This is a genomic window from Streptomyces sp. S.PNR 29 (genome assembly GCF_030386795.1).
Lineage (GTDB): Bacteria > Actinomycetota > Actinomycetes > Streptomycetales > Streptomycetaceae > Streptomyces.
Window position 1 is genome coordinate 127,093 of sequence record NZ_JANUQM010000003.1, and the last position, 16,564, is coordinate 143,656.

At 72.6% G+C, this 16,564-nt stretch carries 14 protein-coding genes and 1 riboswitch; of the genes, 7 read left to right on the forward strand and 7 right to left on the reverse strand.

Annotation, left to right across the window (positions count from 1 at the left end; translation table 11 throughout):
* The first annotated feature begins 2 nt into the window (after nucleotides 1-2).
* Entirely contained in the window at nucleotides 3-1,412 is a 1,410-nt protein-coding gene (locus NW895_RS09450) for a PLP-dependent aminotransferase family protein (protein WP_289934931.1), read from the forward strand.
* A 24-nt stretch (nucleotides 1,413-1,436) separates the two neighbouring features.
* Nucleotides 1,437-1,955 (forward strand): carboxymuconolactone decarboxylase family protein, encoded by a 519-nt coding sequence (locus NW895_RS09455; protein ID WP_289934932.1) that lies wholly within the window; start codon nucleotides 1,437-1,439, stop codon nucleotides 1,953-1,955.
* Between the two features lie 81 nt (nucleotides 1,956-2,036).
* Here the strand turns inward: NW895_RS09455 and NW895_RS09460 are convergent, their stop codons facing one another.
* From NW895_RS09460 to NW895_RS09485, 6 genes are read right to left on the reverse strand one after another with little or no spacing between them, the layout of a single operon-like run.
* Entirely contained in the window at nucleotides 2,037-2,831 is a 795-nt protein-coding gene (locus NW895_RS09460) for an aminotransferase class IV (protein WP_289934933.1), read from the reverse strand.
* Nucleotides 2,832-2,845: 14 nt separating this feature from the next.
* Nucleotides 2,846-4,045, reverse strand: a complete 1,200-nt coding sequence (locus NW895_RS09465) for an FAD-dependent monooxygenase (RefSeq protein ID WP_289934934.1) — start codon at nucleotides 4,043-4,045, stop codon at nucleotides 2,846-2,848.
* Entirely contained in the window at nucleotides 4,042-5,601 is a 1,560-nt protein-coding gene (locus NW895_RS09470) for an AMP-binding protein (protein ID WP_289934935.1), read from the reverse strand. Before NW895_RS09470 ends, NW895_RS09465 begins: the two co-directional genes overlap by 4 nt.
* A gap of 32 nt (nucleotides 5,602-5,633) precedes the next feature.
* Entirely contained in the window at nucleotides 5,634-7,397 is a 1,764-nt protein-coding gene (locus tag NW895_RS09475) for a benzoate-CoA ligase family protein (RefSeq protein ID WP_289934936.1), read from the reverse strand.
* On the reverse strand, nucleotides 7,394-9,673 hold the full coding sequence (gene pabB / locus NW895_RS09480; RefSeq protein ID WP_289934937.1) for an aminodeoxychorismate synthase component I: 2,280 nt from the start codon (nucleotides 9,671-9,673) through the stop codon (nucleotides 7,394-7,396). Before pabB ends, NW895_RS09475 begins: the two co-directional genes overlap by 4 nt.
* A 47-nt stretch (nucleotides 9,674-9,720) precedes the next feature.
* Nucleotides 9,721-10,308, reverse strand: a complete 588-nt coding sequence (locus NW895_RS09485) for an antibiotic biosynthesis monooxygenase (protein ID WP_289934938.1) — start codon at nucleotides 10,306-10,308, stop codon at nucleotides 9,721-9,723.
* Between the two features lie 318 nt (nucleotides 10,309-10,626).
* Between NW895_RS09485 and NW895_RS09490 the strand changes: the two genes are divergently transcribed.
* The 5 genes from NW895_RS09490 to NW895_RS09510 all read left to right on the forward strand — a co-directional run bounded on the left by NW895_RS09490 (nucleotide 10,627) and on the right by NW895_RS09510 (nucleotide 15,765).
* Nucleotides 10,627-10,989, forward strand: a complete 363-nt coding sequence (locus NW895_RS09490) for a hypothetical protein (RefSeq protein ID WP_289934939.1) — start codon at nucleotides 10,627-10,629, stop codon at nucleotides 10,987-10,989.
* Nucleotides 10,990-11,016: 27 nt separating this feature from the next.
* On the forward strand, nucleotides 11,017-12,210 hold the full coding sequence (locus NW895_RS09495) for a glutathionylspermidine synthase family protein (protein WP_289934940.1): 1,194 nt from the start codon (nucleotides 11,017-11,019) through the stop codon (nucleotides 12,208-12,210).
* 103 nt (nucleotides 12,211-12,313) lie between these two features.
* Nucleotides 12,314-12,413: riboswitch (ZMP/ZTP riboswitch) on the forward strand.
* A gap of 31 nt (nucleotides 12,414-12,444) precedes the next feature.
* Nucleotides 12,445-13,893, forward strand: coding sequence for a glycine hydroxymethyltransferase (locus NW895_RS09500; RefSeq protein ID WP_289934941.1), 1,449 nt, complete (start codon nucleotides 12,445-12,447; stop codon nucleotides 13,891-13,893).
* 99 nt (nucleotides 13,894-13,992) lie between these two features.
* On the forward strand, nucleotides 13,993-15,006 hold the full coding sequence (trpS, locus tag NW895_RS09505) for a tryptophan--tRNA ligase (protein WP_289934942.1): 1,014 nt from the start codon (nucleotides 13,993-13,995) through the stop codon (nucleotides 15,004-15,006).
* A gap of 180 nt (nucleotides 15,007-15,186) precedes the next feature.
* Nucleotides 15,187-15,765 carry a 2'-5' RNA ligase family protein gene (locus NW895_RS09510; protein WP_289934943.1) on the forward strand — a complete coding sequence of 193 codons (579 nt, stop codon included), beginning with the start codon at nucleotides 15,187-15,189 and terminating at the stop codon, nucleotides 15,763-15,765.
* A gap of 42 nt (nucleotides 15,766-15,807) precedes the next feature.
* Here the strand turns inward: NW895_RS09510 and NW895_RS09515 are convergent, their stop codons facing one another.
* Nucleotides 15,808-16,563, reverse strand: a complete 756-nt coding sequence (locus tag NW895_RS09515; RefSeq protein WP_289934944.1) for a decaprenylphospho-beta-D-erythro-pentofuranosid-2-ulose 2-reductase — start codon at nucleotides 16,561-16,563, stop codon at nucleotides 15,808-15,810.
* Nucleotide 16,564: the final 1 nt, after the last annotated feature.

Genomic DNA, 16,564 nt, shown 5'->3' on the forward strand with positions numbered 1-16,564 from the left:
CCATGCCGAAACGATGGGCCACTTTGGGCGTCGACCTGCACCTGGAGCCGACCGGTCCCGGTCTGCGCCGCGGCCTGACCGACGCCCTGCGCGAGGCCGTCCGCACCGGCCGCCTGGCCCCCGGCACCCGGCTGCCCTCCTCCCGTTCCCTCGCCGCCGACCTGGGCATCGCGCGCAACACGGTCGCCGACGCGTACGCGGAACTCGTCGCCGAGGGCTGGCTCACCGCCCGCCAGGGCTCCGGCACCAGGGTGGCCGAGCTGCCGGTGGCGGCCCCCAGCCGTCCCTCGGCGGCCCGCCGCCCCGAACCCGGCCGCCCCGCCCACGACCTGCGCCCCGGCATGCCCGACCTCGCCGCCTTCCCGCGTGCCGAGTGGCTCAAGGCCGCCCGCCGCGCCCTGGCCAAGGCCCCGAACGACGCCCTCGGTTACGGCGACCCGCGCGGCCGTACCGAACTGCGCACCGCGCTCGCCGGCTACCTCGCCCGCGTGCGCGGGGTGCGCGCCGACCCCGAACGCGTGCTGGTGTGCGGCGGGTTCAAGCAGGGCCTGCAGGTCCTCGGCACGCTGCTGCGGCGGCGGGGCGTGCGGACGGTGGCGGTCGAGTCCTACGGCCTCGACGTCCACTGGAACCTGCTGGCGGCGGCGGGGCTGCGCACCACGCCCCTGCCGTTCGACGGCCTGGGCACCGGCATGTCCGACCTGACCGGCGTACGGGCCGTGCTGCTCACCCCCTCCCACCAGTTCCCCATGGGCGTCCCCCTGCACCCCGACCGGCGGACCGCCGTCGTCGACTGGGCGCGGCGCACCGGCGGCCTCGTCGTGGAGGACGACTACGACGGGGAGTTCCGCTACGACCGCCAGCCGGTGGGAGCCCTCCAGGGCCTCGACCCCGACCACGTCGTCTACTGCGGCACGGCGAGCAAGTCCCTCGCCCCCGGTCTGCGGCTGGCCTGGCTGGTGCTGCCGCCGTCGCTGATGGAGGAGGCGGTGGCGGTGAAGGGCGGCGTCGACACGTGCGGGGTCCTCGACCAGTTGACGCTGGCGGAGTTCATCACCTCCGGCTCGTACGACCGGCATGTACGCGCCGCCCGGCAGCGCTACCGGCGCCGGCGGGACGCGTTGGTCGAGGCCCTGGCGGACCGCGCCCCCGAGGTCCGTGCCACGGGCATCGCCGCGGGCCTGCACGCCGTGCTCCGGCTCCCGCCGGGAACACAGCAGCCGGTGCTGCGGGCGGCGGCCTGGCACGGGGTGGCGGTGGACGGGCTGGACCGCTACCGCCACCCGGAGGCGGCCGGCGACCGGACGGACGCGGTCGTCGTCGGATACGGCACACCGCCGGACCACGCGTGGTCGGGAGCGCTGGACGCCTTGTGCGCGGTGCTCTCTTTCGGGAATTCGACGTCCCGATGACCATTCCCCGGATATATTCGCCCCATGAGCAACAGCGTTTCGAATAATGTCTCGGGCGGCAGCGCCTCCATATCCCGCGTAGCCCTCAAGAAAACCACACCGGACGTGTCCGCCGCGATGGGTTCCCTGCACGCCGCCGCCGTTTCGGCGGCGCAGGACGCCAAGATCGAACCGGAAATCCTGGAACTGATCAGGATCCGCGCCTCGCAGATCAACGGCTGCGCGTTCTGCCTCGACATGCACACCAAGGACGCCCGCGCGCAGGGCGAGACGGAACAGCGGATCTACGCGCTGAACGCCTGGCGGGAGACCCCCTTCTTCACCGGACGGGAGCGCGCCGCCCTGGCGTTGACCGAGGCCGTGACGCTGGTGCACGACGGGCATGTGCCGGACGCGGTGTACGCCGACGCCGCGGAGGTCTTCGACGAGGCGCAGATCGCGGCACTGATCTGGGCGGCCACCGTCATCAACGCCTACAACCGGATCGCGGTCGCGACCCGGATGGCGCCGGGGGCTTATCAGCCCGTACAGAAAAAGAACTGAAAGCAGGCCTGAATTCGGGCAGCGATCATTCCGCCGGGTCACGTTCCTGTGATCCGGCGAATTCCGTGCGTGCGGGTGTGTTCAGTCGCCCGGCAACGGCTCCATGAGCTCGTCCAGCCAGGTCCGCCATTCCGCGGCCCGAACCGCGGGTGCGGCTTTCATCGGCCGGCCCGTCCACTCCGTGACGGGCCGGATGCCGTGCAGCGCGTTGACCAGCCACACCTCCCGGCCCTCCAGCTCGTCCACCGTGCGCTCACGGTGGGCGATCCGGATCCCGGACCGCCGGGCCCGGTCCTGGATGAGGCCGGTGGTCACGCCGGGCAGGACGGGCAGCCGGGGCGGGGGCAGACACAGGGTGTCGTCCTCCCACCACAGCAGGCTGCTGGTCGCCCCCTCCCGCACCACCCCGGACGGGCCGACCAGCACCGCCTCGTCCGCGCCCTCGCCGGCCGCCCGACCGCGCACCCCGGCCAGGGTGTCCAGGTCCGGTCCCTTGCGGCGGGGGACGGTCCGCGGATCGGGCTGCCCGGTCGCCCAGACCCGCACGGCGGAGCCGAGCGGCGGCGCGTGCCGCAGCAGCAGCCGCAACTCCAGAGTGCCGGCGGCCAGTTCCACTCGGGGAAACCATGCGCCCGTGCGCGGCAGCGCGGCGGTCATGTCCTGCCAGAACGCGACGAGCCGACGCGGCGACCCCCCGCCGCACTCCGCGCACGCTCCCAGGAAGCGCTCCCGGTGCCGGTCGAAGCCGCGCACCCGGCCCTCCCGCAGCAGCCAGGAGTCCGCGACCAGCAGCTGCCCCGCGCTCCCCGCCGCCGGGGCCGGACCACGGGCCGGTGTCCACGCCAGCACTCCCTCGGCGATGGCCGGTTGTGTCACCACGCGCTCCTTCGTCAGTACTTGCCGCCCGCGACCGCAGGCGCGCCGTGCCGGGGCCCGTACGGCGCGTGCTCCAGCCACGACCCGCACCACGGCAGCACCGGCGCCAGGGCCGCCGCCGCGCGCTGCTTGACCCGGACGATCCGCCGCCGTGGCCGCAGATGGTCCAGCGCGGTACCGGCGGCGGCACTGTTGAACAGGCCCGCCGCACGCCGGACCTCGGCGAACTCGTCCACCGCCTCAGCGGTCCCCGCGGCGATCGCCCGCGCGGCCGCCGCCGCGTCCGCGATGCCGCTGTTCATGCCGCGCGCCCCGAAGGGCGGGAAGAGGTGGGCCGCCTCGCCGACGAGCAGCACCCGGCGGTGCGGATCGGTGAACGAGGCCGCGACCTTGCGCAGGAAGCGGTACGTCGACACCCACAGGATCCGCTCGCCGTACCCCTCGCCCACGACCGCGGGCAGCCACCGCCGTACGGCCTCCTCCGTCCCGTACTCCTCCTGCGCGTCGTCGTCCCGGCACTGCAGGTCGACCTGGAAACCCCCGGTGAACGGCACCCGCATCACACTGCGCCCGCCCACCCCCGGATGCTCGTAGTGGAAGACGCGCTCCAGCGGGGCCTCGGCACCCGGGAGGTCGGCGACGTCCACGACGACATGGAAACCCTCCCCGTGCGTGCCCTCCATACGGATGCCCAGCGCGGCCCGGACCGCCGAGCGGGCGCCGTCGGCGGCGACGACGTGCGGGGCGGCCCAGGTCCGCCCGTCCGCGGCGGTCAGCACGGCCTCCTCCGGGCCGACGTGCACGCCCGTCACCGCGGCGCCCCAGACGAACTCCACCCCGGCGTCCTCGCAGGCGGCGAGCAGGAAGCGCTCGGTGTCCACCTGACGCAGGCTGGTGAAGGGCGGCGTGCCGGACGGGGGCGGGAAGGTGCGGGCGTACACCTCGCGGCCCCGGTACAGGGTGCGCCGGGTGTGCCAGGTGCGCCCGTACGCCGTGATCTCGGCCGCCAGACCCGGCCGCATGCCGTCGAGCAGCCGCAGCGTCTCCCGGTGCACGAACAGCGCGCGGCTGCCCGGACGCCGGCGGCCCTCCGGGTCCGCTTCCAGGAGGACGACCGGCAGGCCGTGGGAGCGCAGGGCGAGCGCCGCCGACAGGCCCACGGGCCCGGCGCCCACCACGACCACCGGGCGCTGCCCGGGAGACCCGGGCGTCATGCGCGGACCCTCTCGGTGAGCATGCGGGTGATCTCCACCCGCTTCACCTTCCAGGTGGCGGTCATCGGCAGCTCCTCGAACCGCCACTGCCGGGGCTCGGCCATCGGCGGCAGGTCGGCGGTGGCCGCCCGCCACCGCTGCGGGTCCAGCGGCCGTTCGCCCCGGACGCAGACCACCGGCACCGGCTCGCGGTCCGCACCGGGCACGATGACCACCTCGCGCAGCTCCTCCAGCCGGGACATCAGAGTGTCCTCGACCTCCAGGTTGCTGTGCACGGCGTCGATCCGGTCGATCTCACGGTCGATCAGATACAGCCCGCCCAGACGGCTCCGGTACCCCATGTCGCCCATCTGCCACCACGCGCCGTCCAGTTGGCGCTCGTACCGCTCCCGTGCCCCGAGGTAGGTGAGGATGCGGCCCCGGGTACGGGCCTCGATCCGGCCCGGCGTCCCCGGCCGGACCGGCCGACCGGAGTCGTCCGTCACCCGCACCCGGGTGAACCCGGGTATCCCGATCCCCACCCGGCGGCCGTCCGCGCGGCCCGCGCTGCGCCGCGTGAACCACTGGAAGGCCACCGGCCCCGTCTCGCTCTGCCCGTACAGCTGGATGAGCCGGGGCGCCCGGCGCCGCGACGCGCCCAGCAGCCGCCGTACGGTGCGCGGATGGATCGCGTCGAACGTGGAGCCGTAGGAGCGGACCCGGGACAGCGGCGCACCGGGCGCGTCGGCCAGCTCCTCCCACAGCACGAAGGTGTTGGGGTGGGTCTCGACGATGCCCGGGCGGTGCCGGGCCAGCAGCGGGCCCACCGCGGCGGGGTCCGGGTCGGTGATCAGCACGAGGGGGCTGCCGAAGTGCAGCAGGACGCCGAGCAGGTGGTAGAAGCGGGAGTGCACGAAGGACATGTGCAGGGCCGCGGTCTCCCCGCGCGTGGGCCAGCCCATCGCCTTCTGCGGGACGAGCCGGTTCCACATGGTGTGCGCGCAGTGCACGGCGAGCTTGGGAACGCCGGTGGTGCCGGAGCTGTGGGTGATCAGGGACGGCTCCCGGGGGTGCAGCCGCACCGGCGCGGGAGGGGTGGCGCCGGCGTACTTCGCCAGGGGCACGGCGCCGGGCGCGTCGTCCACCGACAGGGCCTGCCGCACGAGGCCGTCGATGTCGTACAACGACCCCTCCAGCTTGGCGCGGTCGCTGATCAGCCAGGGCCGGTCGAGCCGTCCGAGCAGCTGTCCGACGACCGGACCGCTCAGGGTGGGCGACAGCAGCACCGGCACGGCGCCGATACGGGAGACGGCACAGGTCAGCAGTACGATGTCGACGTTGTCCGTCTTGTGGACGACCACCTGCTCCGAGGGCCGGACCCCGGCCTCCCACAGCCGCCCGGACAGCTCGTCGACGACATCCGCGAGCACCGTGTAGCTGAGGTCGACGCCGAGCGCGGGGGAGACGTCCAGCGGGCGGTCCAGGGTGACGAACACGGCTCCGTGGCGGTCGGCCGCCTGCCGGAACATGGGGCCGAGATAGAACCCGCGGTCGACGAGCAGAGGGTGCTGCGGCATACGACCGCTCCTTTCTGTCGGATGGGCCGGGCTCACCAGGCGCCCCGGCGGAGCAGGTGGCGGCGGAGCTTTCCGGTGGGGGTGCGCGGCAGTGACGGGACGAAGCTGACGCTGCGGGGGACCTTGAAGGCGGCGAGACGGTCGCGGGCCAGTTCGAGGAGCTCGCTCTGCAGGCCGGCCGCGGGCCGTGCGGCGGGTACGACGAAGGCGCGCAGCCGGCTGACGCCGAGCCCGTCGGTGACGGCGGCGACCGCGACCTCCCGCACCGCCGGGTGCCTCCGCAGCACGGCCTCCACCTCCAGCGGGGAGAGGGTGATGCCGCCGACCATCTCCATGTCGTCGGCGCGGCCCAGGTGCCGGTAGGTGCCGTCCGGTTCGAGGCGCGCCCGGTCCCGGGTGGCCAGCCAGCCGCCGACGAGCGTGCGGTCCGTCTCCTCGGGGCGGTTCAGGTAGCCGGGCGTCACCGTCGGCCCGCGCACCCACATCTCGCCCTCCTCGCCGTCCGGCACCGGGCGCCCGTCACGGTCCCGCAGCTCCACCTCGAAGCCGGGGACGGGGCGGCCGACGGTGCCGGGGTGGTGGTGGTCGAAGCTGTTGGCGCAGAAGGCGTGGCCGGCCTCGGTGGAGCCGATCTGCTCCAGCACCGGCGCGCCGAGCAGCTCGGTGACCTGCCTGCCCAGCCCGTCCGGCATGCCCTCACCGGCCGACACGGCGGCGCGCACCGAGACGAAGCAGGCCTCGTGCCCGCTGCCCCGGTCGGCCACCAGCGCGGCATACGCGGACGGCACGGAGTACAGCAGGGTCACCCGGTGCCGGGCGACGAGGTCGTCGACGACGGCCGGGGTGGGGCGCCGGTCGACCAGGACGGCGCTGGAGCCGGAGAAGAGCGGGAAGACGAAGGCGTTGCCGAAGCCGTACGCGAAGTACAGCTTCGACACCGACAGGGTGACGTCGTCCTCGGTGATCCGCAGCAGCCGGCGGCCGATCAGGTCGTGGTAGGCCTTCGGATCGCCGTGCCCGTGTACGACCCCCTTCGGGCGGCCCGTCGTGCCGGAGGTGTACTGGATGTACAGCGGGGTGTGCGCGTCGACCGGGTGGGCGGGGGCCGGGTCGGCGGCGGGGGTGAGCGCGGCCAGCTGGTCGCCGCCGAGCTGCTTCCTGTCGGGGAAACGGTTCTCCAGTCCCGGTCCGGTCACGCACAGCACGGCCCCGGTGTCCTCGGCCATGAACGTGTGCTCGGCCGCCGGGAGTTCCGGATTGACCAGGACCGCCACGGCCCCGAGGCGGGCGGTGGCGAGGAAGGCCGTCACCCACGTGACACTGTCGGGCAGCGCCAGCAGTACCCGGTCACCGGGGCGCACACCGCGCTCGGCGAGCACGCCGGCCGCGCGCGCCGCCAGCTCGTGCACCTCCCCGTGGGTCCAGACCCGGTGGCCCTGGTGAAACGCGGCCCGGCGGCCCCAGCCACGCCGCTCGGCGAGATCGGCGAGCTGGGCGGCCAGATTGCCGGGGGCGGCGGGGCCGGGTGGGGGTGGTGGGGAGGGGCGGGGGGCCGTGGATCGCTGCCGGGTCGGAGACTGCCGGAGCGTGGGCCGCGGGGACTGCTGGGTGGTGACCTGCCGAGCCGCGGTGTGCGGGCCGGCGGCTTGCGAGGGCTTGGCTTGGCGGTTCCCGGCTTGGGGGCCGGCGGTTTGCTGGGCCGGGGCCCCAGGGCCCTTGGCTTGGGAAGCCCTGGTCTGAGGTGCTCCGGCCTGAAGGGCCTTGGCCTGCGGGGTCCTCGCCCGGGGGATCGTCATCGCGCGGCCTCCTCGGCGGCGACCGGCAGGGCGGCGGGCTCCCGGCGGAGGCGCAACCGCGTCGAGGGGGGCTCTTTCAAAGGCCCCGTACGCGACACGGCGGCCCCTTGACCCGCGCCGACCCGTGCCGCGGCGGTCTCCTGAGGCCTCCCCGTCCGGTCGCCGGTGTGCTCCCGGAGGGCGCGCATCTGTGCCGCGGTCTTCAGCAGCATCTCGTCGTACTCGGCGACCGGGTCGGAGCCGAGGACGATCGCGCCGCCGGCGCCCAGGTGCAGCAGGCCGTCGGCGAGCACGGCGGTGCGGATGACGATGCTGAGGTCCGCGCCGCCACTGCACCCCAGGTAGCCGATCGCCCCGGAGTAGACGCCGCGGGCCTCGGTCTCCAGCGAGTCGATGATCTCCATCGTGCGCAGCTTCGGCGCGCCGGTCATCGACCCGCCGGGGAAGCAGGCACGCACGCAGTCCACCACGTCCGTGCCCTCGCGCAACCTGCCCTCCACGGTGGAGACGAGCTGGTGCACGGTGGCGTACGTCTCCGTGGCCATGAGCCGGGAGACACGCACCGTCCCGGTCCGGCAGACCCGGCCCAGGTCGTTGCGGAGCAGGTCGACGATCATCAGGTTCTCGGCACGCGTCTTGGCGTCCGCCGCCAGCGCGTCCCGTAAACCGGCGTCCTCCTCGGGCGTGGCGCCGCGCGGTGCGGTGCCCTTGATGGGCTTGGCCTCGGCGACGCCGTCCCGGGTGATCCGCAGGAAGCGTTCGGGGGAGGAACCGGCCACGTCGAGGTCCCCGTACTTCAGGAAGGCGGCGTACGGCGCCGGATTGACGCGGCGCAGCACCCGGTAGAAGGCGTACGCGTCGGGCGGCGCGGGCAGCCGGGCGGCGTTGGTCAGGCAGATCTCGTAGCTGGTGCCCGCCGCGAGCTCCCGCTTGCAGGCCTCGATGTCCGCGAGGTAGGTCGCCCGGTCCCGGACCAGCCACGGCTCGGCGGCGCCGGGATCCGGGACGGCCGACGCGGCGGAGGGCGCCTCGGCCGCGGCGGTGTCCGACTCCGTGGACACGCAGCTGAGCCGGGCCAGCGTGGCATCGAGCCAGTCGGCCGCCTCCCGGGTGGCCTGCGGGGTGTCCTCGGCCAGGCAGACGGCGTAGGTGAAGCCCTCCTGGTGGTCCACCGCGATCAGCCGGTCGGCGAACAGCCAGCAGGCGTCCGGGTTCGATGACCGGTGACGATTGTTCTGCGCACCGCAGTCGGCCTTCAGCTCGTAGCCGAGGTAGCCGACGTAGCCGCCGGTGAAGTCGAAGGGCAGGCCCGCCGCGTCCACGTGACGGCTCGCCAGCTGCCGTTTGAGGTAGTCGAAGACGCTCGCCCTGACCTTGCGCACCGGCCGCCCGGCCCGCTCGATCTCGCACACTGCGCTGTCGACGTCGTAGCGGACGAACTCGGCGAGCGGCCCGCTGCCGTCCCCGAGGAACGAGAACCGGGACAGGCCCCGCTCGACCCGGGAACTGTCCAGCCAGAACGCCCGCGGTGAGTCGGCGAACATCCGCGTGAAGGCGGCCTCGGTGTCGACCGCGCCGGCGATCCGGCGGGTGTGCAGGCGGTAGGCGGGCCGGCGGGGCCGCGCGGGGCGGGGGGCGGCGGCCGCGGACGGGGGGACCGCGGTGTTCTTCGTCCGCGGCCTGCGGGCCCGTTCCGCCGTGAGGTTCCGGAAGTTCACCAGCATGCGGTGGCCGTACTCGGTGAGGACGGACTCCGGGTGGAACTGCACTCCCCACAGGGGCCGGGTGCGGTGCCGCAGTCCCATCAGCACGCCGTCCTCGGCCCAGGCGGTGGCCTCCAGTGTCTCCGGCAGCGGTTCGCGCACGGACAGCGAGTGGTAGCGGACCGCGGTGAAGTGCTGCGGCAGCCCCTGGAACAGGTCCCGCCCGTCGTGCCGGATCGCGGACAGATGCCCGTGCCGCGGCTCGGGCGCGGGCTCCACCCGGCCGCCCTCTCCCAGGGCGACGCCCTGGTGGCCGAGGCAGACGCCGAGCACCGGGATGGTGGCCCCGGCGAGGACGGCGGCGCTGACGCCGAAGTCGCGCGCGGTGCCCGGATGCCCGGGGCCGGGCGACACGACCACGTTGTCGAACTCCCCGAGAAACCCCCCGAGATCCGGAATCCGGTCGGCGGCGTCGTTGTGGATCACCACCGGTTCCTCGCCGTTGACCTCGGCGATCAACTGGAACAGGTTGTACGTGTACGAGTCGTAGTTGTCGATGAGCAGGGTCTTCACCCGCCCACCTCCTTTTGATCGTTCTCGGACCTGTGCGGTCCGCAGACCTAGGCGGTCCGTTTTTTGTGCCGACCGCGGAGCGCCTGCAACGGGGGATACAACCATTTCTTGAAGAAAGCCTGGAGCCGGGGCATGAGAATCCAGGTCACCAGGGCCGTTACGGACAGACACAGCAGGAGTGTGCGGAACAGTGGATTGATGCCGTCGAGATAGGGCAGCACGGTCAGATTGAACAGAAGGACGGGTGGAAAAACCGCGCTCATATTCACAAACCACAGTTTCCATTTCGGGGGCGGCCGCGGGGCGGCCGGGGCGGGCGGCCGGGGGGTCTGGGAGTCGAACCAGGCCCTGGATCCCGCCATGCTGCGGCGCCTGGTCTCCCGGGCGAGTCCCTCGGCGCGAGCCGTCCACTGAACGTGGGCCAGGGAGTTCTCCCAAGCCCGGGCGGAAGCCTCGCTGTCGAAGCGGTAGACCACATGCCACTCCGCTTCCTTGTCGACCAGCACGCCACCCCCCAGAAACCCTGGCTGCTGCGCACTCGTACGCAGCAGGGCCCACCCCCATGAGTGGAAGTCGGCCTCACGCCCCGGCACCACCTGATAGGCCACGGTGACGGTAACGGGATTCCTGCTCACGTCTGGGAATACGGAAAGAATGCACTCGGCGTTCAATCTTCAACGAAGTTTTTCAGGTGTCCGGATCGTGGCCCTATGGTTGTCTTTAGCTGGCCTTGCGTGTTCTGTTGAGCGATGCCAGAGGTAAATTCCCGAGAATTCGCGGAAGCGATTGCTGTCGAGCTGCGGAAAAGGCATTGTCCCGGCGCCGCCCCACCCGCACCCCACTCCCGGTCCGGGCCGCCGCACCGAGGGTGACTAGGCTGGCCGCCGCACCCCGCGGACCGCGGGCACACCGGACAACGGCATCGACACGGCATCACCAACGGGGAGAAGGACATGGCGGAGACACGGCGACGGCTGCGGTCGAGCACGGTGGTGCTCGGCGGCATGGGAGTCATAGCGGCGGCCCTGACCTCCTGCGGCTCCGAGCCCGACCGCCGCTGCGTGGACCGCGACAGCTACACCTACGAGGGCTACAAGATCATCGCCGACAAGAACTGCGCGTCCGGCTCGTCCGGCACCTCGGCGGGCTCCTCCAAGAGCCGCAAGAAGACCGGCAGGACCAGCAGCGCCGACGCCGCCTGGTACTACGACGCCGACGTCAGCGGCGGCTACGCCGACTACGGCACCTTCAGCCGCAGCGAGGCCGTCGACCGGGGCGGTTTCGGCTGCTCCGGCTCCGGCAGCGGCGGCGGCTGAACGCGTCGTCGACCGGAGCCCGCGCCCATGGAACGCCGTACGATCGAGCCCCGCCCCGGCTGGCAGCAGACCGTCGAGGAGCAGGGGCTCGTCTACCCCCTCACCCGCTACCCCGACGGTTCCCTGCGCCCCTACTGGGACGAGAGCGCCTACTACGTCTTCACCCTCGACGAGGTCGAGGCGCTGGAGGAGGTCGTCGAGGAACTGCACCGGATGTGCCTGGCGGCCGCCGACCACATCGTGACAGCGGACCGCTTCGCCGACCTCGGCATCACCGACCCGCGCGTGGCCCGGGCGGTCGCCGAGGCCTGGCAGCGCCGTGCCGAACTCCCGTCCGTCTACGGTCGCTTCGACCTCCACTACGACGGCACCGGCCCGGCCAAGCTGCTGGAGTACAACGCCGACACCCCCACCTCGCTGGTCGAGGCCGCCTCGCCGCAGTGGTTCTGGATGGAGGAGCGCTTCCCGGGCGCCGACCAGTGGAACTCCCTCCACGAACGCCTGATCGACGCCTGGAAGAAGCAGGCCGGCCTCCTCCCGCCGGGCAGTCCCCTGTACTTCGCGTACTCCTCCGCCGACGAGCTCGGCGAGGACCTCATGACCGTCGCCTACCTGAAGGAGACCGCAGAGCAGGCCGGCCTCGACACCGACTGGATCTCCATGGAGGAGATCGGCTGGGACCGCCTCTCCGGCCGCTTCGTCGACACCCGGCTCCGCTTCATCCGCAGCTGCTTCAAGCTCTACCCCTGGGAGTGGCTCACCACCGACCGCTTCGCCGACCACGTCCTCGACACCCTCGACAACGGCGGCGGCACCGGCACGACGATGTGGATCGAGCCCGCCTGGAAGATGCTGCTGAGCAACAAGGCACTCCTGGCGATCCTCTGGGAGCTGTACCCGGACCACCCCAACCTGCTCCCCGCCCACCTGGACGGCCCCCGCGACCTGGCGCACACCACCGGCTACGTCGCCAAGCCCCTCCTAGGCCGCGAGGGCGCCGGCGTGACGATCCACGAGCCGGACACCTCGGGCGCCGCCCCCGCCGTGCGCGACGAACCCTGCTGCTACCAGCAGCTCGCCCCCCTGCCCGCCTTCGACGGCAACCACGTCGTCCTCGGCGCCTGGGTCGTCGAGCACGAGTCCGCCGGCCTCGGCATCCGCGAGTCCTCGGGCCTGATCACGGACGAGTACGCCCGCTTCCTGCCGCACGTGATCCTCTAGGTGTGCCGTCCGGACAGCACACCTAGGACCTGCCGTACGCCCCTTTTCCCCGGCCCGCATGGTGGACGTCGGCGCACGGCATGACCATGCGCCGGGTAGGCTGATCGCGGGCCGTGACTGGCGCGCTGGGATGGGACCGACCATCGGGGAGCGGCCCCTGGGTCCTGGGCCCTGAACGAGTGCCGTGCGCCTGGGCCGTACCGTGAACGCTGAACGCAACGTCCGGAGGTCCCCATGTCAGCCGAGCCCCTCTCCACCGCTTCCACCGCCTTCCGCGCGGCCCTCGACGTGATCCGCTCCGTCGAGCCGCGCGTCGCCGACGCCATCGGCCAGGAGGTCGCCGACCAGCGCGAGATGCTGAAGCTGATCGCCTCCGAGAACTACGCCTCCCCGGCCACCCTCCTGGCGATGGGCAACTGGTTCAGCGACAAGTACGCCGAGGGCACCATCGGCCGCCGCTTCTACGCCGGCTGCCGCAACGTCGACACCGTCGAGGGCCTCGCCGCCGAGCACGCCAAGGAGCTCTTCGGCGCCCGCCACGCCTACGTCCAGCCGCACTCCGGCATCGACGCCAACCTCGTCGCCTTCTGGGCCGTCCTCGCCCAGCGGGTCGAGGCCCCCTTCCTGGAGAAGACCGGCGTCCGCCAGGTCAACGACCTCACCGAGGCCGACTGGGCCGAACTCCGCCAGGCCTTCGGCAACCAGCGCATGCTCGGCATGTCCCTGGACGCCGGCGGCCACCTCACCCACGGCTTCCGCCCGAACATCTCCGGCAAGATGTTCGACCAGCGCTCCTACGGCACGGACCCGTCCACGGGGCTGCTGGACTACGACGCCCTGCGCGCCTCCGCCCGCGAGTTCAAGCCGCTGATCATCGTCGCCGGCTACTCCGCCTACCCCCGTCTGGTGAACTTCCGCATCATGCGCGAGATCGCCGACGAGGTCGGCGCCACGCTCATGGTCGACATGGCCCACTTCGCCGGCCTCGTCGCCGGCAAGGTCCTCACCGGCGACTTCGACCCGGTCCCGCACGCCCAGATCGTCACCACCACCACCCACAAGTCGCTGCGCGGCCCGCGCGGCGGCATGGTGCTGTGCGACGACTCCCTCAAGGACCAGGTCGACCGCGGCTGCCCGATGGTCCTCGGCGGCCCGCTCCCGCACGTCATGGCCGCCAAGGCGGTCGCCCTGGCCGAGGCCCGCCAGGAGTCCTTCCGTGACTACGCCCAGCGCATCGTCGACAACTCCCGGGCCCTCGCCGAGGGCCTGATGCGCCGCGGCGCCACCCTGGTCACCGGCGGCACCGACAACCACCTCAACCTGATCGACGTCGCCACCTCCTACGGCCTCACCGGCCGCCAGGCCGAGGCCGCCCTGCTCGAATCCGGCATCGTCACCAACCGCAACGCCATCCCCGCCGACCCCAACGGCGCCTGGTACACCTCCGGCATCCGCATCGGCACCCCCGCGCTCACCACTCGTGGCCTGGGAACCGCCGAGATGGACGAGGTCGCGGGCCTCATCGACCGCGTCCTGACCACCACCGAGCCGGGCACGACCAAGTCGGGCGCTCCGTCCAAGGCGGCCCACGTCCTGGACGAGAAGGTGGCGCAGGAGATCGCCCAGCGGGCGACGGACCTGGTGGCGGGCTTCCCGCTGTACCCGGACATCGACCTGGGCTGAGCCGGCCCGAAAGGGCGCGGGGAACTGCGCGACCTGCCCACCACGGTCCGCAGTTCCCCACGAACCGAACCCCCCTGGCTCTCTGCGACAATAAACACCATGGCCTCTGACCGACCTCGCGTGCTCTCCGGTATCCAGCCCACCGCCGGCTCGTTCCACCTCGGCAACTACCTCGGCGCCGTCCGCCAGTGGGTGGCCCTGCAGGAGACCCACGACGCGTTCTACATGGTCGTCGACCTGCACGCGATCACCGTCCCGCAGGACCCGAAGGACCTGCGCGCGAACACGCGCCTGGCCGCCGCACAGCTGCTGGCCGCAGGTCTGGACCCGGACCGCTGCACGCTGTTCGTCCAGAGCCACGTCCCCGAGCACGCCCAGCTCGCCTGGGTCATGAACTGCCTCACCGGCTTCGGCGAGGCCTCCCGCATGACCCAGTTCAAGGACAAGGCCGCCAAGCAGGGCGCCGACCGCGCCTCGGTCGGCCTGTTCACCTACCCGATCCTCCAGGTCGCGGACATCCTGCTGTACCAGGCGCACGAGGTCCCGGTCGGCGAGGACCAGCGCCAGCACGTCGAGCTGACCCGCGACCTCGCCGAGCGCTTCAACGGCCGCTTCGGCCGGACCTTCACCGTCCCGAAGCCGTACATCCTCAAGGAGACGGCGAAGATCTACGACCTGCAGGACCCGACGATCAAGATGAGCAAGTCGGCGTCCACGCCGAAGGGCCTCATCAACCTCCTCGACGAGCCCAAGGCCACCGCCAAGAAGGTCAAGAGCGCGGTCACCGACACCGACACCGTCGTCCGCTTCGCCCCGGAGACCAAGCCGGGCGTCAGCAACCTGCTCTCCATCTACTCGACCCTCACCGGGGCGGGAATCGCGGAACTGGAGCAGAAGTACGAGGGCAAGGGTTACGGTGCGCTCAAGACGGACCTCGCCGAGGTCATGGTCGAGTTCGTGACGCCCTTCCGGGAGCGCACCCAGCAGTATCTGGACGACCCGGAGAGCCTCGACTCGATCCTGGCCAAGGGCGCGGAGAAGGCGCGCGCCGTCGCCGCGGAGACGCTGGCGCAGGCGTACGACAGGGTGGGCTTCCTGCCCGCCAAGCACTGAACCGCACCACGGCCGTACCACCGCACAGCGCTGCACATCACCACGCTTGCGCCTGCCCGTGGCGGCGCCGTGGCCGTACAGTCGATAGCCGAGTGGCCGCACCGGCGGCCACCGCTGCTCACCATCGGGCGCGAGCTCGCCGACAGGACGGGCTCACCAACTGAAACGACAGGAGACCACGTGGGGACCGTAACGATCGGTGTCTCGATCGCGGTCCCGGAGCCTCACGGCAGCCAGCTCCAGCAGCTGCGCGCGGGCTTCGGCGACGCCGCGGCTCACGGTATCCCCACGCATGTCACGCTGCTGCCGCCGACGGAGGTCGACGCCGCCGTGCTGCCGGCCGTCGAGGCGCATCTGACCGAGGTCGCCGCGGCGGGCCGGCCGTTCCCCATGCGGCTGTCCGGCACCGGCACCTTCCGGCCCCTGTCGCCGGTGGTGTTCGTGCGGGTCGTGGAGGGCGCCGAGGCCTGCACCTGGCTGCAGAAGCAGGTCCGGGACGCGTCCGGGCCCATGGCGCGCGAACTGCAGTTCCCGTATCACCCGCACGTCACCGTGGCCCACGGCATCGACGAGGCGTCCATGGACCGCGCCTTCGAGGAACTCGCCGACTACGAGGCCCAGTGGCCCTGCACCGGCTTCGCGCTGTACGAGCAGGGCGCCGACGGGGTGTGGCGCAAGCTGCGCGAGTTCCACTTCGGCGGGTCCGTGGTCCCCCCTCAGGCCGGGAGCGTGGAGCGCGGCTCCCTGCCGACCCGGTAACCGCGTTCCCCCGGGCAGCCGACGACGGCCGGTGACGGGCCGCTACAGCGGCAGCCGCCGGAACACCGCCCGTGGCACGTGCCGCAGCGCCGACATCACCAACCGCAGCGCTCCCGGCACCCACACCAGCTCCGAGCGTCGCCGCAGCCCCAGCTCGATGGCCGTCGCGACCGCCTCGGGCGTGGTCGCGAGCGGCGTCTGCTCCAGACCGGCGGTCATCTTCGACCGTACGAACCCGGGGCGTACGACCATGACGTGCACGCCCGTGCCGTGCAGCGCGTCGCCCAGCCCCTGGGCGAAGGCGTCCAGCCCGGCCTTGCTGGAGCCGTAGATGAAGTTGGACCGGCGGGCCCGCTCGCCGGCGACGGAGGAGAGCACCACCAGCGAGCCATGGCCCTGCGCCTGCAAGGCCCGGGCGCTGACCAGGCCGGCCGACACCGCCCCCGTGTAGTTGGTCTGCGCGACGCGCACCGCGCTCGCCGGCTCCCGCTCGTCGTGGGCCTGGTCGCCGAGGACCCCGAAGGCGAGCAGCACCATGTCGATGTCGCCCTCCGCGAAGACCTTGCCGAGCACGCCCTCGTGGGACTCGGGGGAGAGCGCGTCGAAGGCGACGGTGTGCACCTCGGCCCCCAGGCCCCGCAGATGCCCGGCGGACTCCTCCAGGGCGGGCGAGGGGCGGCCCGCCAGCCATACCGTGCGGGTGCGGCGGGCGATCAGGCGGCGGGCGGTGGCCAGCGCGATCTCGGACGTACCGCCGAGGACGAGGAGGGACTGGGGGAAGCCGAAGGCGTCCTTCACG